Origin of the sequence: [Clostridium] citroniae WAL-17108, assembly GCF_000233455.1 — a bacterium.
Taxonomy (GTDB): Bacteria; Bacillota; Clostridia; order Lachnospirales; family Lachnospiraceae; genus Enterocloster; species Enterocloster citroniae.
Window position 1 is genome coordinate 39,089 of record NZ_JH376435.1, and the last position, 19,229, is coordinate 58,317.

Consider the following 19,229-nt stretch of genomic DNA (forward strand, 5'->3'; position numbering starts at 1 on the left):
TGTCAATACCACACGCAGAATGCCGGCCGCATATTCCGCGTCCGGCATTTGTCATGTTGAAATCTTTCCCTTAATCTCCATCTTTTCTGAGAAACGCAGGCGAATACTTGGCAGCCAGCCTGATTGCCTCCACCATGCTCACATCGCTTGCAATCCCTGTTCCCGCAATGTCCATGGCTGTTCCATGGTCCACAGAGGTCCGCAATATGGGCATTCCCGCTGTCACGGCAATGGTCCGTTCAAAGTCCAGCGTCTTGGTGGCAATATGCCCCTGATCGTGATACAGGGACAGCACGCTGTTGAACTTTCCCTGAAGCGCCAGATGGAACACGGAATCAGCTCCCACAGGTCCCACCACCTTATATCCCTCTGCCTGCAAGGCTTCAACCGCCGGATAGATGGCGTCCATCTCCTCATCTCCGAACAGGCCGTGCTCCCCGCTGTGGGGATTCAGCCCCGCGATCGCCATGGTTCCATCCTCCACTCCCAGCTGGCGCAGTGCCTGGGTGCAGCGCTTTACATAGTCCATGACCCGCTCTTTTGTGATCATGTCGCATGCCTTTCTCAGGGACACATGCCTTGTGAGGAAAAATACCCTCATATTCCTCACCTCAAACATGGTCAGAGGATCCGGCGTGTCCGTAAGCGCCCCGAATATTTCCGTATGACCGATAAAGGGCACTCCCGCAGCCCTAAGGGACTCCTTGTTGATTGGCGTGGTGGACACGGCCGCCACCTTTCCCTCATTTGCCAGGGAAATGCTTTCCGCAATATATTCATACGCGGCCTGACCGCACATGCTGCTGATCTCCCCCAGCTTAAGCCGCCCCATATCCACATTGTCAAGGTCCATGAGATTGATCACATGTTCCTCAAATCTTCCCTCCTTCGGTTCCTTGACCACATGGATGGCCATGGGAAGGTCCACGATCCTGATTGCCTGTTCCATCACCTTTTTGTCACCCACTACCACGCACCTGGCGCACTGAAATGTTTCTTCCCTTGCCAATGCCTTTGCCACTATCTCCGGACCGATGCCTGCCGGGTCTCCCATTGGTATTGCAATGATTGGTTTCATCTTTTATCCTCCATCTGTTTTATATACTATATTCGCAGCTGTTCAGGACAGCTTGCCATAATTAACTTTCATTCTACCACAACCTCAGACCACTGTCTCAAAATATTCCATACACTGCATCAAAGTATCCTCCCTTCCCACCAGACCGCCTTTTGTGATCATGGGCAGTCCCTGGTGGCTGCCGCCAATGGTATTGGAGTAAATGGCCAAGGGGATCACTTCCCCTTTCACATGGAATCCGGAAATTCCCAGCTTCTCACAAAATGCCGCTGCCACATCCCCTCCTGAAGCATAAACGCCGCCGATCCTGCCGTCCATCTCCCCAATCAGGTCATAGAGGACCTGGGCAATGGTGTCTGTGATCACACCGGCACATTCTTTCATGGAACTATGTTTTGCTCCATCTATCTTGGACAGATCCACCACATCGTCCTTTGATTCTGTGGTGGTTATGACCACAATGCCGTGCGATTCCTCTGCTGCCCGCACTTCCTCCATCACACGTTCCATTTCCGCCCTGCGCCTGTCTTCGTCAAAAAACTCTGTTGCCCGTATTCTCACCACCAGTGGGTCGGCATTTTTCTTCAGATACTGCAGCTGCTGTCTGGTCAGATCGCTGGCGCTGCCAATACCGCACAACAGCTTTTTCTGAATTGCCTCTTTTTTGCGTTTGAACAAATTGCCGGCCAGGGCCGCTGTGAAAGAGCCGGGATCAATGGCCGCGATCTTTAATCCGCTGGCCGCGCAGCAGGCTGCAATGGCATCAATATCCCGGGCAGTCCGGGCATCCACCACAATGATCCTGTGTTCCTCCGCCTGCTTTAACAATTCTTCCAGCAGCTTTCCGGAGCTCTCCACCACCTGTTCCAGTCCGATATATCCCACCGGATATTGGGACTGCTGCTTTACGATCTCTGTAATCCTGGATGTATGTACCGGAGAAGTGGGATCATTTGCCGCCTCGGTCATCTGAAGAGGAACTCCGTTGACCAGCAGGATATCACCAATACTGGTCCGCCCTGACCCGGGAAAGGAGGCCACCACCACAGCCCTGTAATCCTCCCCCAGATAATCCAGGATACTGTCGATCTCCGCTCCCACATTTCCCCTTAAAGTGGAATCAATCCGCTTGCTGTAAAGAATGGAATCACTTTTTGGGAAAAGGGCGGCTGTTTTTTGTACCCTGTCATAAGCCTCATCCCTGCTGATACCCCTGCTGTTGGTACTGATGCACAGCACATCATAATCCTCAAACTGTTCCATATGGCCTGTCTTCAGTATGGTGGCTACCTTAAATCCATTCTGCGACAGAATGGCGCCTGTGTCATTGGCTCCGGTCAGATCGTCCGCAATTATAACTGTGTTTATCATTGTAAAACCTCCTCAGACAAAATCCTTTTCTTCTCCTCTTATAAACTCCATGGGCCCTGTTCAATGTTTATAGCCACATTCTAATGGCTGACCCCTCCATAGTCAACGGTTTGGCCTGATTTGTTCGTTTTGCGGGGATTTAAAAATCGTAAACGGAAAAAACGAACAAAACTCCCGGGGGCTGTTTAGGCCCTTGGGAGTCTGCTCCTTTGTTTCGGTCATGGTCTTTATCTATATATGATTACTGTATTTTATCCTTCAGCACCTGGACCGCCTTCTGGATCTGATTATCCTCCTCCGGCTTCACCACTGCCTGGGTCTTCAGCTTCTCATCCAGTTCCACTTCCACATCCGGCTCTATTCCTTTTCCGTGAAGATCAAAGCCGCTTGGGGTATAATAATGTGCAGTGGTGATTTTAATGGCAGAGCCGTCCCCCAGAGGAATCAGGTTCTGCACGATTCCCTTGCCGTAGCTGGTGGTCCCAACCACGGTGGCCCTGTTATAGTCCTTCATGGCTCCGGTAAAGACTTCAGACGCACTTGCTGAATCGCCGTTCACCAGAATCACCAGCGGGAGATCCACCTCATGTTTGTCGGATGCAGTGAACACATCCCCCTTCTCATTCTTATCGGCCGTGTACACGATCAGGGTTTTTCCATCTCCCTTATCATATCTGGAAATATCATCCGGCAGCAGATAATCGGCCATCTTCACAGCTCCGTCCAGAATACCGCCCGGATTGCTCCTCAGGTCAATGATCAGCCCCTTCATTCCATCCTTTTCAAGTTCATCCACAGCTGCCTTAAACTGCTCCACTGTTATCACATCAAACTCCGTGACCGCAATGTATCCAATGTTGTCCTCCATCATCCGGTGCTCCACCGTAGGCACCTCGATCTTGCGCCGTTTCATGGTAAGCTCCGCATATTCATCTTTATCCGCACGGTAAACCGTAATATTGACAGGTGTGCCCTCCTCGCCCTTGATGTAGTTATTCACAAGCACATCCAGGCTCTCTGAGGCAACCAGAGTATCCTCCACCTTATAGATGATGTCCCCCGGCTGCATTCCTGCCTCCAGGGCCGGCGAACCCTCAAACACCCTAACAATGGTACACAGCCCCGTGGTCCTGTTCTGGCTGATCATGGCTCCGATACCGGAATAAGTCCCCTTGGTGCTGTCCTGCAGGGATTTGTAATCAGACTCCGTATAATACACGGAATACGGGTCATCCAAACCGGCCAGCATACCGCGGTAGATAAAATCTTCCACGTTCTGTGCATCCTCCTCATAGAGGAAATATTCCCCTATGATCTGCTGGATCAGATCCATCTTAGCCGTGACCTTAGAAAAATCCACGCCTTCCTTATCCTTGCTGCTGTCAGAGATAGCAGGCGCCCGCCCTTCGGTCTGTGTTCCGGGCTGACGGCTCATCACCTTTTTTCCGAAAATGTAAATGCCCGCAGACATTCCCACCACGATCAATCCCACAAATGCAGTGACCAGCGCTCCGGCCAGCACACCGGTCCAGAAACGGTTCTTCCCATTTCCCTGGCGGCTGTTATCCGGTCCCTCCGACTGCCAGTCCGGACCTGCGTTATCCGGCTGCCAGCCGCTGTTTCCACCAGCCGGCCCCTGCATCTGACGGTCCGGGTCATTCATGTTTTTCTGTTGATCAAACTCACGATTATCCAATTTAAAATCTCCTATCTGTCCGTTCCAGCACAGTGTACCGGGCTCTATGAATTTAAAACACGTCTTATTCTATACTTATGATACATCATGGGCTGACATAACTTCGGGGATTCACATACGTTCCGCCTGAGCGGATCCCAAAGTGCAGATGGGAACCGGTGGAATACCCGGTGGACCCCACTTTGGCGATCACCTGGCCCTGTTTTACTTTTTCCCCCACTCCTACCAGCAGCTTGGAGCAGTGCATGTAAACCGTACTCACTCCCCCTCCATGGTCAAGCATGATATAATTGCCAGCTGAATAGCTGTATGTAGAGATCACCACCTCGCCGTCCGCTGCCGCAATGATATCCGCGCCGGTAGACGCGCCGATATCTATCCCTTTATGGTTGCTGGAAGCGCCCTCTGTAGGCGACTCCCTGTCTCCAAAGTTCGATGTAATCCGGCTGCTGGACGGACAGGGCCACTTAAAACTAATATTCCCCAAATTCTGTACTGTATACGTTTTGCCGGCCGCCTCTGCTTTTTTCCTGGCTTCTTCTTCCCGGCGCTTCATCTCCGCCTCAATGCGCTTCATCTGGTCTTCCTGGGCCTTGATATCCGCATTGTACTGGTCTATCTCTGTCTGGGCCGATGCGATCTTGGCATTATAGGAGTCCAGTTCCGCTTTTTTTGAATCCATCAGCTTCTGCACGGAAGACTGCTTTGCCTGGGTGGTCTCCTGGAGTTCCACCAGACCCTGCCGCTCCTGCTCCAGGTTTTTCTCCCTGGCAGCCACGTCATCCTTGGCCTCGGCGTACTGCCGCAGCATCTTCCTGTCATACTCCGCTATCTGGCTCACGTATTCCGACCGGTTCAGCAATTCCGATATGCTGCCTGATTCCATGACCATATCCACAAAACTGCTCTCTCCGTTCTCATACATATACTTGATACGCAGCTTCATGGTGCTGTACTGGTGCTCCTCCACATCCTTTGCTTCCTCCAGCTCTGCCCTGGCGGTTTCGATCTCAGCCTCCTTGTCGCCGATCCGGTCTTCCAGTTGGGAAAGTTCATCTGTCAATGTGGCCAAATTGTTATCCAGCTGCTTTACATAGGCTGCCGTATCGGCCTTCAGGGCCTCCAGCTGATTCAGGGCGCTCTCCACCTTTTTCTTCTCTTCTTCCAGGGCGGAAACCTGCTTTTTCGCATTGTCGATCTCCACACTGGTAGCGTAGGAGGAAAATGCAGCCATTCCGCCAAGCGCCAGGCCAATGGCAACTGCCGCCGGTTTTATGAAACCATTTCCTTTCATGGTCCTCTCCCTTTCCGGTGTGTAATATTAAACCTTTAAATGCCTGTGGATGGTAATAAAGCTGACAAAAAAACCGATCCCGATCCCCAGCACTCCGGCCGCGCCTGCCATATAAGGAAAAATCTCTTCCAGGGCAATGGGCTGAAAAAGTCCGGTGATCATCTGGTACCGCTCATTCACATAAACCACCGCCCTCTGATACAGGAAATACATACCGGCCAAAGGCACTGCCGCGCCCAATGCGCCTAACAGCACCCCTTCCACCACAAAGGGGGCGCGTATCATATAGTTGGTAGCCCCGATATAACGCATGATCTCATTCTCACGCCTTCTAAAGGAGGCTGCCACGGAAATGGTGTTGCTGATCAGGAAAACGGCAACTGCCAGCAGCACTCCGATGATCACAACCGAAAGGGCGCCGATGATCCTGCCCACGCTTGTAAAACCGGCAACCGCCGCGCTGGAATAGCGCACCTTGCGCACACCGTCCATGGCATCCAGCCTTTTTACAACCTCATCCTGATCATCCAGTTCATTTAAAAATATCTCATAAGACGCGGAACCGGACAAAGGATTGTCATCTGCAAACCCTTCCGCCAACTCCTCCATGCCCTCAAAATACTGCGTTTTAAAATTTTCCCATGCCTGGGCAGCGGATACGTAATTTACCTCCCGCACCTCGCCCCAGCTGCGTATGGTGTCCCCCGCTGCCAGGATCTGCTCCTCCGGCATCTGCTCATCAAAAAACACGGTGATCCCCACCGTTGTCTGGGCAGTCTTTGCCACATTCTGCACATTTGCCACCAGGGCAAAAAAAAGGCAGAATAAAAAAATACACGCAGAAATAGTCGCTATGGAAGCCAGCGAAAACAAAATATTTCTGCATATATTTATGATGCCCTGTTTCAGGCAATACCAAAATGTACTGATTCTCATTCCTGTTCATTTGCCTTTCCGGCGGATCCGCGCTCTGCGGTACAGGCTTACCTGCCCCGGCACCAGCAGACCAGGACCTGTTTCAAGCAGGCCCTAATACTCGCTGTAATATCCGCCCTCATCACTGATAACCGCCCCCCGTTCCATGGTAATGACACGCTTATTCATCTCATCCACCATCTCCTGACTGTGGGTGACCACGATCACCGTTGTCCCCCTCTGGTTGATCTCCTCCAGAAGCTTCATAATCCCGTGGGTATTAAAGCTGTCCAGATTGCCTGTGGGCTCATCTGCCAGGAGTACCTCCGGGTTGTTGATCAGTGCCCTGGCAATGGCCACCCTCTGCTGCTCCCCGCCGGAAAGCTGTCTGGGATATGCCTTGTACTTGGAAGACAGCCCCACCAGCCTGAGCATCTCAGGCACGGTCTCTTTGATCACCCGGGTGGGCACTCCGATTACCCTCTGGGCAAATGCCACATTCTCAAACACAGTGCGGTCCTTCAGGAGTCTGAAATCCTGAAAGACCACGCCTAATCTTCTGCGGTATTTGGGAATATACCTTCTCGGCATCTTTCCCAGGTCCATATCGTTGACCACGATACGTCCCTTTGTAGGTTCCAGTTCCTTAAGGAGCAGCTTCATAAGAGTGCTCTTGCCGGAACCGCTTCTGCCCACGATAAAAACAAATTCCCCGTCCTCAATGGTCAGCGAAATGTCCTTCACCGCCTTGCTGCCGGTCTCGTAGGTCTTGCTTACGCGACTTAACTCTATCATCTGTCACTCCGGTTTAATAATCCAGGCTCTCCATATACTTCATATACTTTGCAACCATAAGTGCAATCTTGAATGTTATGGCATCTTCAAAGATACGCAGATCCAGCCCGGTGCTCTTCTGAAGCTTGTCCAGACGGTATACCAGGGTGTTGCGGTGGATATACAGCTGTCTGGAAGTCTCAGACACGTTCAGGCTGTTCTCGAAGAATTTGTTAATGGTTGCAAGTGTCTCCTCGTCAAAGTCATCCGGCGACTTGCCGTCAAACACTTCGCGGATGAACATCTTACACAGCGGAATGGGTAGCTGGTAGATCAGACGGCCGATCCCCAGATTATTATAAGCGATCACGTTCTTGCTGGCATAGAAAATCTTTCCTACGTCCAGAGCCATCTTGGCCTCCTTATAGGAACGTGAAACTTCCTTTATATCATTGATCGTGGTTCCATAAGCAACACGCACCTTGGTCATGGCCTCTGTGTTCAGCATGTCCAGAATGGTATTGGCTGTTTTATCCAGTTCGCCGTAGGACTCTCCCTGGCGCACTTCCTTTACAAGGATGATGTTCTTCTCATCCACGGCGGTGATGAAATCCTTTGTCTTGGATGCAAACAGGCTTCTCACTGTCTCCAGTGCATTTACATCCTTCTCGTTGTGGGTCTCAATAATGAATACCACACGCTTAACATCCGTGTCAATGTGCAGCTTCTTGGCCCTGTTGTAGATGTCCACTAAAAGCAGGTTGTCAAGCAGCAGGTTCTTGATAAAGTTGTCCTTATCAAAACGCTCCTTGTATGCAACCAAAAGGTTCTGGATCTGGAATGCGGCCAGCTTCCCTACCATATACACATCATCACTTGCGCCCTTGGCAAGGAGGATGTATTCCAGCTGGTGCTCGTCAAACACCTTAAAAAACTGGTATCCCTGAATTACCTGGCTGTCTGCTGGGGAGTCCACAAATACCAGGATGGAGCTCTCGGAATCTTCCGCATCCGTAAATGTGGATGCAAGCACCTTTCCCTCTGTATCGCATATACCCAAATCAATTCTTGTAATTGCTTTTAATCCATCTAATGTGGTCTGAAGTATCTGATTTGAAATCATTCTATACTCTCCTTTTCAAACGTATTCGGAGTAACTAATATCCCTATTTTCATATTTTAATGCAAAATTACAAAAAAAGCAAGAGAGTTGTACACTCTCCTGCCCCTTTTTACCTTAATTTTCATTTACGTTTTATAAAAACTAGTTAAGAATCACGAGTTCAGTATCTTTGTCAAACACATGGATCTTCTCTAAATCCATGGCCAGCTGGATTGTATCCCCAGGTCTTGCGGTGGTACGCGGATTTACTTTTGCAGTAAAGTCAGCATCTTCAATATCAAAATACAGCAGTACCTCGGAGCCTAACATCTCGTATACACGTACGGTTGCGTCAAACACGCTCTTTGGTGACATGGCCAGGAAGGATTCCTCATCATGAAGATCCTCAGGACGGATTCCCAGGACAACTGTCTTTCCTACATATCCCGCTCCCTCCAGCTTCTTTGCCTTTCCTTCCGGAAGTGCCACGGTGTGCGCTCCAAATGTCAATGTAATATCGGAACCGGACTTTCCAACCACTGCCTCGATCATATTCATCTGAGGAGCTCCGATAAATCCTGCCACGAACTTGTTGCATGGCTTATCATACAGGTTCTGTGGGCTGTCTACCTGCTGAACAACACCGTCCTTCATAACAACGATCCGTGTTCCCAGTGTCATGGCCTCTGTCTGGTCATGTGTTACGTAAATAATGGTGGTTTCCAGTCTCTGGTGCAGTTTGGAAATCTCTACGCGCATCTGGCCTCTCAGCTTTGCGTCCAGGTTGGACAGCGGCTCGTCCATCAGGAATACTTTGGGGCTGCGGACAATGGCACGTCCCATGGCCACACGCTGTCTCTGGCCGCCGGAAAGAGCCTTCGGCTTACGGTCTAACAGATGCTCCAGATCAAGGATCCTGGCTGCGTTGTGTACCTTTTCATCGATCTCAGCCTTTGGTGTCTTTCTCAGTTTCAGTCCAAACGCCATGTTATCGTATACGGACATATGTGGATACAGGGCGTAGTTCTGGAATACCATTGCAATGTCTCTGTCCTTTGGCTCAACATCATTTACCAACTTATCATCGATATACAGTTCACCGGAAGAGATGTCCTCCAGACCAGCGATCATACGCAGGGTGGTGGACTTACCACATCCTGAAGGGCCAACGAAAATGATAAATTCCTTGTCTTCGATCGTCAGGTTAAAATCCTTAACTGCAACAAAACCGTTGGGATATTTCTTGGTTACATTCTTCAGCAATAAACTAGCCATTCTGTTCTTTCCTCCTAAAATTCGCTTTGCTTGCATGTAAAAAAACGTGGTAAAATGCCTGTTTCCGCTGGGTTTTCCCGGTGCAGAAGCATCATTTGTAACTGTTAATATCATACATGAAACCCTCTGAGGAATCCATATTGTAAATCAACAAAATACAATTTTGGGATTTAGCTAATTTGTATACGAAAAAAAAAAAGTGCTGTAAATCACAAAGTATTCCAATAATTCCCGTTAAAAATTTGTTTATTATGTTAATCAGTGTCAATATTCAATAAAACCTTCTCCAAAAACCTCCCTTGCATCACTCACAATGACAAATGCTCTTGCGTCAAATTCAGACACGATCTCTCTTATTTTTACGATCTCCTTCTTGGAAACCACGCAGAACAGCATCTTTTTCTCCTCATTGGAGTACATCCCCCTTGCCTCCAGGCTTGTAACCCCTCTCCCCATCCGCTCCAGGATCGCGTCCGCGATTTCCCTGTAGCTGTCGGAGATGATATATGCCTGTTTGGAGAACTTAAGGCCTTCGATCAGGCCGTCCGTCACCTTGGACACACAGAAAATGGCGATCAGGGCATAGAGAGCTGTGGGAATGCCAAACACCGTTGCACCCGCCAGCACAATGATCCCGTCCAGCACCTGCATGATCTGCGCCAGTGTATAATGCTTCATCCGCTTCTGCATCAATGCTGCCAGCATATCCGTGCCCCCGGTGGTACAACTGGCCAGAAATACCATGCCTGTCCCCACGCCGCTTATGATACCGCCAAAGAGGGCTGACAAAAGGATGTCATTGCCCATATAGGAAGCCTCAGGCAGCACATAAAGGGATACGGACAGCATCACGGTTGAAAACAGGGTGCGTTTGATGAACTTCCAGCCCATGACATACAGCCCCGCTGCAAACAGCGGGATATTGAGAAGGGTATTGGTCAGCCATAGCGGTACGGACCACAGTTCCTTGGCAATGATGGCCAGGCCGGACACACCTCCTGTTACCATACTGACCGGATCATAAATACTTTTAATAGCAAATCCAATAAGAAACGTCCCCACCACGATCAGGCCATAATCCCCAGCCACACTTCTCCTGTTCATAACCCCAACTTCCTTTCCATTTCAGTCAAACATAAGGCAGCCACCATAAAAAGGGGACTGCCGGATATCTTCTATATACGCGCTTTTCTATATACGCTCAATGGTCTTTTCCGTGATCCGTATTTTTCCCTCTTTTAGCAGACGCCCCACCGCGCGCTTAAACGCGTTCTTGCTCATGTGGAACTCCCGCATGATGACATCCGGGTTTGCCCTGTCGTTAAAAGGCAGGACCCCGTCAAACTCATCCATAACCTTAAGTACGGCTTCCGCATCCGTTCCCATCTGCACGTACGCCCTCTCGCGGGCACACAGATCCAGTTTGCCGTCCTCCCGGACCTTGGTCACCCTGGCCTGCACCGTATCCCCTTCCCTGAATTTTCCAAAAAGTTCTTTTTTTGGGATCAGGCCGTAATATTTGTTATCCACTGCCACAAAAGCCCCAATAGTATCATTGATCTCATAGATTGTACCGGTAACCCAGTCCTCCTCCTTGTAAGGAGACTGGTTGCTCATGTGGGAATACACCCGCATGGTGGCTGCCAGACGCTTGCTCTTGTCCACATAGAGGGTCACGAGACAGCGCTCCCCCTTGCGCACGGGGTGTGTCTGCTCCTTAAAGGGAAGCAGCAGATCCTTCTCCAGTCCCATGTCCAGGAACGCCCCCATCTTTGCCACGTCCTTCACCTCCAGCATGGCGGTCTCTCCCACCTGCAGCTTGGGCATGCCCGTGGTGGCAATAAGGCGGTCTGAGGAATCCTTATAGATGAACACCTTCACCTTGTCCCCGATCTTAGCGCCCTCCGGCACCTGCTTCTTTGGAAGAAGCACTGCGGGCTCGTCCTCAGCCTGCTCTCCCACATATACGCCAAAATCCTTTGTCCTGAGTATCTCCAACTCCTGTACTTTGCCTAATTCAATCATCTTTTTCTCCCTCTGGTCTTTCGTCTAACGCAGTTTTTCCTGCATCTGCGGCTCCGTCTGCAGCCATACGACTGCATAAGTATCCTGTGTTGCACTGTCGTCCAGGGATACCGTCCACTCATGAGCGCTCCCCTGGCTTACACGGGGGATGATCACATTCCCCAAAACTGCCGCTTTCTTATAGTCTGCCCGTATTTCCCTGATTCTAAGCCCTTCCGGTATGGATTCCCTGGCCATGTCCACATACTGGGCATTGTTTACATGGTGGTTTGTATCGATATGGTGCCTTGCCACCACAATGGGCTTTCCCTCACCATAGTGATCAGGCACCGGTATTTTCCTGGGCGCAGGGCTCAGAATCAGGGGCGCCTCCGCTTTTCCGTAGGGGGCCGTATCCTCGGGATGCACCCGGATGGGCGTATTCTTTTCTGTGTCATAAAGGAACCACACAGACCCGGCCCTCACAAGATGTCTGCCCTCCCCGTCCAGAAGGACAAAATTACGGTACCCGTAAATGCCTTTGAAGGAGCAGTGCCACGTGCCCACCACCAGTTTTTCTCCCAGCCGCGGATAACGGTCGATCATGATCTGCCAGGAAGACAAAAGCCACGCTTTGTGGTTGCTGTCCAGATACTCCACCCCCACCCGGGCGTCCTCCGACTGGAAGGTACTGCAGTCCTGCATGTAATTAATGATTCCCACAAGGGAAAGCTGTCCGTATTCGTCCGTCTCACTGTAACGGACCCTGCTGTTAAATGTATACATAGTTACCTCGTTGTCCAAACCGGTCTGACACCGGAATCATTCCTCTGGCCATTGTATCATACATATGGCCTTTAATACAAGCGGGTTTCAGGAACCTTTTCCAACCTTTTCAGGCCTTTTTTTCAGTCCCTTTGCCACGGTTGCCGCTTCCCTGGCGATCTCCAGTTCCTCATTGGTCTTGATCACAAGCACATTCACCTTTGAGGAGGCATCGGAGATCCTCACAGCCTCCCCCTCCTCCCGGTTCTTTAACTCGTCAATAGCAATGCCCAGATACTCCAGATAGCTGCAGATCTCCTCACGGATATCGGAGTCATTTTCCCCGATCCCCGCTGTGAAGACAATGTTGTCTACCCCGTTCATGGCAGCCGCATAGCTGCCCACATATTTGGCCACCTTATACGCAAATATCTCCCTTGCCAGGGCAGCCTTTTCATGGTATTTGATCTCCGCGTCCTTCAGTTCCCTGAAATCGCTGGAACAATTCTTGGAAATGCCCAGCACGCCGGACTCCTGATTGAGAATGGTCATGATCTGCTGGAAATCCAGCCCTTCCTTCTTGGAGAGGAATTCCAGGGCACCCGGGTCCACATCCCCGCACCGCGTTCCCATCACCAGGCCCTCCAGGGGCGTAAAGCCCATGGAATTGTCCACCACCTGCCCGTACTTTACAGCGCAGATGCTGGCTCCATTGCCCAGATGGCAGACAATGGTCTTTACCCTGCCGGGATCCTGCCCCATGAACTGGGCCGCCCTGCGGGACACATATCGGTGGCTGATGCCGTGGAATCCATACCTGCGTATCTTATGCTTCTCATAATACTGGTAAGGCAGTCCGTACAGGAACGCCTTGGGTTCCATGGTTTGGTTAAATGCCGTGTCGAACACCCCTACCATCAGGGTATCCGGCATCAAAGTGCGGCAGGCCTCCACCCCCACCAGATTGGCCGGATTGTGCAGCGGCGCCAGGTCATTGCACTCTGTCATGGCCTGGATGACCTCCTGGGTAATGACCACGGAACCGGTAAACTTCTCCCCCCCATGGACCAGGCGGTGCCCAACCACATCGATCTCCCCGAACTTACTGATCACTCCCTGTTCAGGGTCTGTTAAGGTGTCCAGTATGATGTGCACAGCCTGGGTATGGTTTTCCATGGCCGTCTGTTCCTTTAGGGAAATGCCGGTATCCGTCCTGTAGGTAAACCGGCCGTCAATACCAATCCGCTCGCATAGCCCCTTTGCCAGTACCCTCTCAGTCTCCGAATCAATGACCTGAAACTTCAGTGAGGAACTTCCGCTGTTGATAACAAGAATCTTCATGTGAATCCCACCTTCCCCCTGGTTGTACAAACAATGTATGGTTAAAAAAATTATATACCAGTTTCTGGATGGTGTCAAAAACAATCATCAAAAAAGCCTTTAAATACAAGGATCCTCCCTTATATTTAAAGACTTTACCTGAACTGGGCTACAAGGATTCGAACCTTGAAATGACGGAGTCAGAGTCCGTTGCCTTACCATTTGGCGATAGCCCATTATAAATTCCCCGCACCTTCCAGTCTCCGGGACCAGCTTACTGCCTGGCGCCTAACTGTCAGCTGCGGAATTTATTATACCCATATTGTGCCATTTAGTCAAGCACTTTTTTAATTTTTCTGATATTTTTTTAATACCCTGTTTCAATCCTTTTTCAATAATCCCTGTTTTGTCCTCTGTTCCCTTTACAACAGCCCGGATCCTTATCGGATCCTTATGAGGTCATTGCGTCCGTGGCCTCGGAATAATCCGGAATCCAGCCTGCCAAAGCAGCCGAAACCTTTTCAATAAAGAAATGGGAAATATTTCCCACAATCAGGGCGGCGATCACGGTGCCTTCACGGATTCCCAGCACCTGACCCTTGACCAGGACTGACACCACAACTGCGCTGGCCACAATACTCATATCAAAACCTGTCTTTACATGGCCGAATCTCCAGCCTGTAAGACCTGCGATCACGCGCACAAGGCCCTCTCCCGGAAGGATCAGGACATTTGGTATAACCTCAAGGGCAATCCCCAGTCCCAAAAAAACACAGCCCAGAAGCAGCATCAGTATTTCTCCCACATATCCGCCGGTCTGCCAATAGGAAAGCAGACGCAGCCAGCCATCAATACAGACGGAAAAAAGCAGAGCGGCCGGAAGCTGGAGCAGCTGGATCTTCTGGAAGGATTTTCCCAAAAGGACCACCTGTATGATGAACATGACGGAATTTACCATCATGGTAAACACCCCCAGACTGTGGGGGAAAATAAAGGTCAATACAAAAGCAAGGCTGGTAATCGGCGATGTCCCAAGCCCTGCTTTTGTAATAAGGCTAATTCCCAATGCACTGAATATAACTCCTGCGATAAACATTCCATAACGTTTTAACATATCTGAATTTTTCACGTGCCCGCACCTCTAATTTTTTTGGCATGGCCAAAAATTATTTATATATTTATCATAGCACGTTCAAATCCCCTCCACAATTGGCATACTGACCAACTTCTCTCTTGATTTTCAGCAATATTCACAAATATTTTCATGATACCTAAAAATTTTTTAGGCTCTTCTCTGCCTTTTATCAATCAGGATATGGGCGATCAGTGTCACGGCTGCACTGAAAACCAGCTGCACATAATAGGCGATCCCCCTGGACAGGACCATGGCAGGAAGGAGCAGGTCCCCATAAAAGATGGGATCGAAGATGGTCAGGAATAAATGCTCGCTGATCCCCATGCCCCCGGGCAGGGGCAGCATATCTGCGGATATGGATATGGCTGACTGAAGCAGGATCAGGGCAGCCATATGTGTTCCTGTGAGTCCAAATGCCTTATACACAAAATATGTAACAGAAAATAAGGCCGTCCTTTGGCAAAAGGTGAGAAACATCACACGGATCAAAACCTCCTTGTGCTGCCGCAGATAGGCGGACGTATCATTGTAATGATCCATGGTCATGTTCAGCCGCTCTGTCCTTGAAGTTTTATCCTTCAGAATGTGCAGCCTGACAAGAAATCCCAGCAGCTTCATCACAATATTCTTGGCAAGGGAAGTATGGAAGGCCAGGATCAGCATGGCCAGACAGAATACAACATTCAATGTGAGTCCCAGATAGAATACGGGCATGGCCTCGCAGACATAGCGGTTCAGCAATCCTCTGCCAAACAGGACCAGAAGACATCCCGTTATAACCAGCACTAATTTATATGTAATGGTGACCACCATCAGCACCACGGTAGCCACAGGCACCGGGATCATGTTCCTTCGCATGTAATACACCTGGGCCGGCTGGCCTCCTCCTGCGGAAGGAGTGATGCAGCTGAAAAAGAACCCCACTGAAGAATACATAAAGCAGGTCCTTCTCTTTGTTTTTATATGCAGGGTGCCGAACAGATAGTGAAGAATCGCGGATTCAGCCCATATAAAAAATACCACACATGCAACTCCCATTATCAAATAAAACGTCTTGGCCTCGGTAATGGTTTCTGCGATATCGCTTAAATCTTCCCCTTTAAACACGCTGTAAATGGTCAGCAGAAATACGATCAGCAAAAATGCCCCATTGATCATATTCTTCTTTCTCTTGGACATAGGCTTCCCCTTTTCCCGGTCACCCCGGACAATACCGGGAATATAGCAAAAAATCCCGCAAGAAGGTTCTCTTACGGGATGATAAACGCGAGCTGGGCTACAAGGATTCGAACCTTGAAATGACGGAGTCAGAGTCCGTTGCCTTACCATTTGGCGATAGCCCATCAACACAACGAAAGTTATTATATACTACAGATTTGATTTCGTCAAGTATATTTTGAAAATTTATCCAAAATATAGTTCGGACAATATATCTCGGACATCATACAGCCGGAATGTCAGCAGGATGTCAGCTGGGATATTTCAGGATATGCTGAAGTTTTTTCATGGACCGGTTGTATTTGGACAGCACGGTTGCCAGCGGCAGCTCCAGCGCTTCCGCCACCTCCCGGTGCTTCATGCCGGCCGCTGCGTGGAGAAGCACGATCTGACGTTCCTCCCTGCTGATCCTTCCCAGGGCGTCCAGAAGCACCTTTCGGTCAGCCGCCTGTTCAAGGGGTTCGCAGTATACTCCCTCTTCCTTTCCCTCCAGGTCATCAAGGGCCATGTCCGACATCATTTTCTGCTGCCTAAATCTCATATAGCACAGATTCCTGGCAATGGTAAATACCCAGGCTAAAGGCTTTCCCTGGGGAACATAGGAGTCCGCCTTGGTCCATACGCTCAAATAGGTTTCCTGCACCAGGTCCTCGGCCTCATAAGGGCTTTTGGTCAGTGATAGGATAAAGCTGTAGACCGGACGCACTGTTTCCTGGTAAAATTCCCTGAAAGCCTCCCGATCCCCTTCACCCATGGCCTTTATCATTTCTTCCTGTGACATCTACCCGTCCCCCTTCCGGGGATTAGCCTGGTACCGTTACTCCCTGTTACCCGACATAAAGCTGTTTTCCACGGTAATGACGCACTCGCACCGCCTGTCCCGCTGTTTTACTTCATCGCTAATCCTTGCCTTCAGTTTACCCTGGACAGCCTGTTTATATTCCCAGGGAACCACTAAATCAAAGATCAGGTTGATCCTCTCCTGCCCGTCTACCATCCTGAAATCGTGGAACGCCAGGCGGCTGTCAATATTTTCCAGAACCTCCGCCACCATATCCTTAAATTCCATGACCCTCTCATCATGTGTCTCCACAGGGTCCATATGGATGACCAGCAGCATATGGAAACGCCGCATGGCCTCGCGTTCGATCCGGTCGATAATTTCATGACTGTATTCCACATCACAGTCATTGGGGACCTCTGCATGGATGGAAGCCATGCTTCTGCTGGGCCCATAATTATGTACGATCAGATCATGGGTTCCCACAATACCGTCAAATCCCTCCACAAAATTGCTGATCTCCTCGTAGACCTCAGGGTCGATTCCCTCCCCGATCAAAGGAGCAAGGGTATCCTTTGCAATATTCACTCCCGCGACCATGACCACCACGGAAACAATCAGGCCCACAATGCCATCCACATTAAGGCCAAAGGCCCCATAGATGCCAATGGAACATATGGTGGACGCAGTGGTTGCCACATCCCCCATGGCGTCCGCCGCAGTTGCCAGCATGACCTTGGAATTGATCCTCTTCCCCAGCCTTTTATTAAACAGGGAAAGCCACAGCTTTACGCCGATAGAAAGAAGCAGGATAATGATGGATATCCATCTAAAGGACATAAGCTCCGGATGGAATACTTTGCCGATGGATGTCTTAAACAGCGAAAATCCCACCTGGATAACCAGGAAGGCCACAATAAATGCCGCGATATACTCAATCCTTCCGTGTCCGAAGGGGTGATCGTCATCTGCAGGCTTTTCCGCCATTTTCACCCCAATAAAACCAATGATGGAGGAAGCCGCATCAGACAGGTTGTTAAATGCATCCGCCATAACAGAGATACTGTTCACCAGCACTCCGATGAACAGCTTGGCTGCAAACAATAGCATATTACAGCCGATTCCCACCATGCTGGCCAGCGTGCCGTACTGTGTCCGCACCTGGATCTCGTCCACCTGGTCATAATTTTTCACAAAATGTTTTACTAAAAAATCTGTCATCTCAATTCTCCGTATTCTACCTTTTCAAGAAACAGCCCCTGGGAGGGTGCCGTGAATCCGGCCTCCTGCCGGTCCTTTGCCTCCAGAATCCGGCTCATATCACCGGGCTGCCGCTTTCCAAGCCCCACTTCGATCAATGTGCCGGTCAGGATCCTCACCATCTGCTGGAGAAAACCATTTCCGGTAAATGATATATGAAGCTTTGTATCTCCAATGCGCTCAAATTGAACAGACTCCAATGTGCGCACCGTGGATTTTTTCATTTTCTTATTGCCGCAAAAACTTTTAAAATCCCGGGTTCCTGTGAGAAGGTCAGCTGCCTGCTCCATGGCCTTCACATCCAGTTCCAGGCCCAGTCCATAATAATATCCCCTCTGGAACACATCCTTTTTCGGCCCCATCTCAATCTGATACCGGTAGGTCTTTCTCACCGCGTTCAGACGGCTGTGGAACCGCTCTGGAGCTTTTTCTATTTTCCATACCCCGATATCCTCGGGAAGATACCGGTTCAGATATTCCATCACATCCCTGGGCGCCATTTCCCGGTTCAGCCGGAAATCAGCAACCTGTGCCAGGGCGTGGACACCGGCGTCCGTCCTGCCGGATCCCCTCACCTCAACAGGAGTCTCATCCAGACGCTTAAGTATCTCCTCCAGCTTTCCCTGGATCGTTCTGTCCGTATTCCCCTGCTTCTGCCATCCGTCATAACGGGTGCCATCATAGGACAGCCATATCACATAGTTCATCCTGTATTACTCCTATCTTTTTTACTTCGGTCTTTTTTACTACGATCTGTTTTACTTCCCCTCCATCCCGCCAAAGCAGCGGCAAGGAGCAGGCCGCACATCACCCCGCAAAAATCCAGCCACACATCGCTGATCTGTCCGGACCTGCCGGAAACAAAAAGCTGGATAGTCTCATCCACAAAGGGGACTATAAAGGCCATTTCCCCCGCTGTCCTCAATCTCCTGACGCCTGGGATCCATGTCCTTAACCAGGCGCAGAGAATACAGCCCAATCCTGCATATTCTACAAAATGTGCTGTTTTCCTTATGATATGTTCCGTCAGCCAGGCGCTGTCGTATCCCAGCAGTTCCAGGAAGCGGTGGGATTGTTCCAGCAAAAATCCGCTTTGCCGGGAGGAAATACTGGCAGGTGTCAGGGAATTACCGTAAATAATTCCGATATACACAACCAGCACCCACAGCCATGCATTCCGCAGCCCGCCGGATGTTTTCCTGTTGTTCATTTCCTTCCGTCCCTGTTCCCCCTGCGCCATC

General features: G+C 50.1%; 18 protein-coding genes and 2 tRNA genes. All 20 read right to left on the bottom strand.

Annotated elements, in window-relative coordinates:
• Window positions 1-70: 70 nt before the first annotated feature.
• The 20 genes from pdxA to HMPREF9469_RS29835 all read right to left on the bottom strand — a co-directional run bounded on the left by pdxA (window position 71) and on the right by HMPREF9469_RS29835 (window position 19,228).
• Entirely contained in the window at window positions 71-1,078 is a 1,008-nt protein-coding gene (gene pdxA / locus HMPREF9469_RS29740; protein ID WP_007871421.1) for a 4-hydroxythreonine-4-phosphate dehydrogenase PdxA, read from the bottom strand.
• Between the two features lie 84 nt (window positions 1,079-1,162).
• Window positions 1,163-2,449: a four-carbon acid sugar kinase family protein gene (locus tag HMPREF9469_RS29745; RefSeq protein WP_007871422.1), complete on the bottom strand. Its 1,287-nt coding sequence runs from the start codon at window positions 2,447-2,449 to the stop codon at window positions 1,163-1,165.
• 241 nt (window positions 2,450-2,690) lie between these two features.
• Window positions 2,691-4,145: a S41 family peptidase gene (locus HMPREF9469_RS29750; protein ID WP_007871424.1), complete on the bottom strand. Its 1,455-nt coding sequence runs from the start codon at window positions 4,143-4,145 to the stop codon at window positions 2,691-2,693.
• Window positions 4,146-4,230: 85 nt separating this feature from the next.
• The gene (locus HMPREF9469_RS29755; RefSeq protein ID WP_007871425.1) at window positions 4,231-5,439 is read right to left on the bottom strand and encodes a murein hydrolase activator EnvC family protein; all 1,209 of its coding nucleotides are present in this window, start codon (window positions 5,437-5,439) and stop codon (window positions 4,231-4,233) included.
• A 27-nt stretch (window positions 5,440-5,466) separates the two neighbouring features.
• Window positions 5,467-6,375 (bottom strand): permease-like cell division protein FtsX, encoded by a 909-nt coding sequence (ftsX, locus tag HMPREF9469_RS29760; protein ID WP_007871428.1) that lies wholly within the window; start codon window positions 6,373-6,375, stop codon window positions 5,467-5,469.
• Window positions 6,376-6,468: 93 nt separating this feature from the next.
• The gene (ftsE, locus tag HMPREF9469_RS29765; protein ID WP_007871431.1) at window positions 6,469-7,149 is read right to left on the bottom strand and encodes a cell division ATP-binding protein FtsE; all 681 of its coding nucleotides are present in this window, start codon (window positions 7,147-7,149) and stop codon (window positions 6,469-6,471) included.
• A 13-nt stretch (window positions 7,150-7,162) separates the two neighbouring features.
• Window positions 7,163-8,251, bottom strand: coding sequence for a PucR family transcriptional regulator (locus HMPREF9469_RS29770; protein WP_007871433.1), 1,089 nt, complete (start codon window positions 8,249-8,251; stop codon window positions 7,163-7,165).
• 141 nt (window positions 8,252-8,392) lie between these two features.
• On the bottom strand, window positions 8,393-9,505 hold the full coding sequence (locus tag HMPREF9469_RS29775) for an ABC transporter ATP-binding protein (protein WP_007871435.1): 1,113 nt from the start codon (window positions 9,503-9,505) through the stop codon (window positions 8,393-8,395).
• A 264-nt stretch (window positions 9,506-9,769) separates the two neighbouring features.
• On the bottom strand, window positions 9,770-10,609 hold the full coding sequence (locus HMPREF9469_RS29780; RefSeq protein WP_007871437.1) for a YitT family protein: 840 nt from the start codon (window positions 10,607-10,609) through the stop codon (window positions 9,770-9,772).
• Between the two features lie 87 nt (window positions 10,610-10,696).
• Window positions 10,697-11,530 carry a CvfB family protein gene (locus HMPREF9469_RS29785; protein ID WP_007871445.1) on the bottom strand — a complete coding sequence of 278 codons (834 nt, stop codon included), beginning with the start codon at window positions 11,528-11,530 and terminating at the stop codon, window positions 10,697-10,699.
• Window positions 11,531-11,554: 24 nt separating this feature from the next.
• On the bottom strand, window positions 11,555-12,295 hold the full coding sequence (locus HMPREF9469_RS29790) for an acyl-[acyl-carrier-protein] thioesterase (protein ID WP_007871456.1): 741 nt from the start codon (window positions 12,293-12,295) through the stop codon (window positions 11,555-11,557).
• Between the two features lie 87 nt (window positions 12,296-12,382).
• Window positions 12,383-13,615: an acetate/propionate family kinase gene (locus HMPREF9469_RS29795; RefSeq protein ID WP_007871463.1), complete on the bottom strand. Its 1,233-nt coding sequence runs from the start codon at window positions 13,613-13,615 to the stop codon at window positions 12,383-12,385.
• Window positions 13,616-13,758: 143 nt separating this feature from the next.
• A tRNA-Gln gene (locus HMPREF9469_RS29800) sits at window positions 13,759-13,830 on the bottom strand.
• Between the two features lie 215 nt (window positions 13,831-14,045).
• The gene (locus HMPREF9469_RS29805; protein WP_007871465.1) at window positions 14,046-14,723 is read right to left on the bottom strand and encodes a YczE/YyaS/YitT family protein; all 678 of its coding nucleotides are present in this window, start codon (window positions 14,721-14,723) and stop codon (window positions 14,046-14,048) included.
• 153 nt (window positions 14,724-14,876) lie between these two features.
• Window positions 14,877-15,908 carry a lysylphosphatidylglycerol synthase transmembrane domain-containing protein gene (locus tag HMPREF9469_RS29810; RefSeq protein WP_007871467.1) on the bottom strand — a complete coding sequence of 344 codons (1,032 nt, stop codon included), beginning with the start codon at window positions 15,906-15,908 and terminating at the stop codon, window positions 14,877-14,879.
• Window positions 15,909-16,000: 92 nt separating this feature from the next.
• A tRNA-Gln gene (locus HMPREF9469_RS29815) sits at window positions 16,001-16,072 on the bottom strand.
• A 125-nt stretch (window positions 16,073-16,197) separates the two neighbouring features.
• On the bottom strand, window positions 16,198-16,728 hold the full coding sequence (locus HMPREF9469_RS29820; RefSeq protein ID WP_007871468.1) for an RNA polymerase sigma factor: 531 nt from the start codon (window positions 16,726-16,728) through the stop codon (window positions 16,198-16,200).
• Between the two features lie 36 nt (window positions 16,729-16,764).
• The gene (locus HMPREF9469_RS29825) at window positions 16,765-17,949 is read right to left on the bottom strand and encodes a cation diffusion facilitator family transporter (protein WP_007871470.1); all 1,185 of its coding nucleotides are present in this window, start codon (window positions 17,947-17,949) and stop codon (window positions 16,765-16,767) included.
• The gene (truA, locus tag HMPREF9469_RS29830; RefSeq protein WP_007871471.1) at window positions 17,946-18,695 is read right to left on the bottom strand and encodes a tRNA pseudouridine(38-40) synthase TruA; all 750 of its coding nucleotides are present in this window, start codon (window positions 18,693-18,695) and stop codon (window positions 17,946-17,948) included. Before truA ends, HMPREF9469_RS29825 begins: the two co-directional genes overlap by 4 nt.
• Window positions 18,692-19,228, bottom strand: coding sequence for a VanZ family protein (locus HMPREF9469_RS29835; protein WP_007871473.1), 537 nt, complete (start codon window positions 19,226-19,228; stop codon window positions 18,692-18,694). The genes truA and HMPREF9469_RS29835 overlap by 4 nt, the downstream gene beginning before the upstream one ends.
• Between the last annotated feature and the right edge of the window lies 1 nt (window position 19,229).

Coding starts and splice junctions, on each gene's coding strand:
- pdxA (WP_007871421.1), bottom strand. CDS start 1,078: ATGAAACCAATCATTGCAATACCAATGGGAGACCCGGCAGGCATCGGT.
- HMPREF9469_RS29810 (WP_007871467.1), bottom strand. CDS start 15,908: ATGTCCAAGAGAAAGAAGAATATGATCAATGGGGCATTTTTGCTGATC.
- HMPREF9469_RS29835 (WP_007871473.1), bottom strand. CDS start 19,228: ATGGCGCAGGGGGAACAGGGACGGAAGGAAATGAACAACAGGAAAACA.
- HMPREF9469_RS29780 (WP_007871437.1), bottom strand. CDS start 10,609: ATGAACAGGAGAAGTGTGGCTGGGGATTATGGCCTGATCGTGGTGGGG.
- HMPREF9469_RS29820 (WP_007871468.1), bottom strand. CDS start 16,728: ATGTCACAGGAAGAAATGATAAAGGCCATGGGTGAAGGGGATCGGGAG.
- HMPREF9469_RS29785 (WP_007871445.1), bottom strand. CDS start 11,530: ATGATTGAATTAGGCAAAGTACAGGAGTTGGAGATACTCAGGACAAAG.
- HMPREF9469_RS29790 (WP_007871456.1), bottom strand. CDS start 12,295: ATGTATACATTTAACAGCAGGGTCCGTTACAGTGAGACGGACGAATAC.
- HMPREF9469_RS29825 (WP_007871470.1), bottom strand. CDS start 17,949: ATGACAGATTTTTTAGTAAAACATTTTGTGAAAAATTATGACCAGGTG.
- HMPREF9469_RS29770 (WP_007871433.1), bottom strand. CDS start 8,251: ATGATTTCAAATCAGATACTTCAGACCACATTAGATGGATTAAAAGCA.
- HMPREF9469_RS29795 (WP_007871463.1), bottom strand. CDS start 13,615: ATGAAGATTCTTGTTATCAACAGCGGAAGTTCCTCACTGAAGTTTCAG.
- HMPREF9469_RS29755 (WP_007871425.1), bottom strand. CDS start 5,439: ATGAAAGGAAATGGTTTCATAAAACCGGCGGCAGTTGCCATTGGCCTG.
- ftsE (WP_007871431.1), bottom strand. CDS start 7,149: ATGATAGAGTTAAGTCGCGTAAGCAAGACCTACGAGACCGGCAGCAAG.
- HMPREF9469_RS29745 (WP_007871422.1), bottom strand. CDS start 2,449: ATGATAAACACAGTTATAATTGCGGACGATCTGACCGGAGCCAATGAC.
- HMPREF9469_RS29775 (WP_007871435.1), bottom strand. CDS start 9,505: ATGGCTAGTTTATTGCTGAAGAATGTAACCAAGAAATATCCCAACGGT.
- ftsX (WP_007871428.1), bottom strand. CDS start 6,375: ATGAGAATCAGTACATTTTGGTATTGCCTGAAACAGGGCATCATAAAT.
- truA (WP_007871471.1), bottom strand. CDS start 18,695: ATGAACTATGTGATATGGCTGTCCTATGATGGCACCCGTTATGACGGA.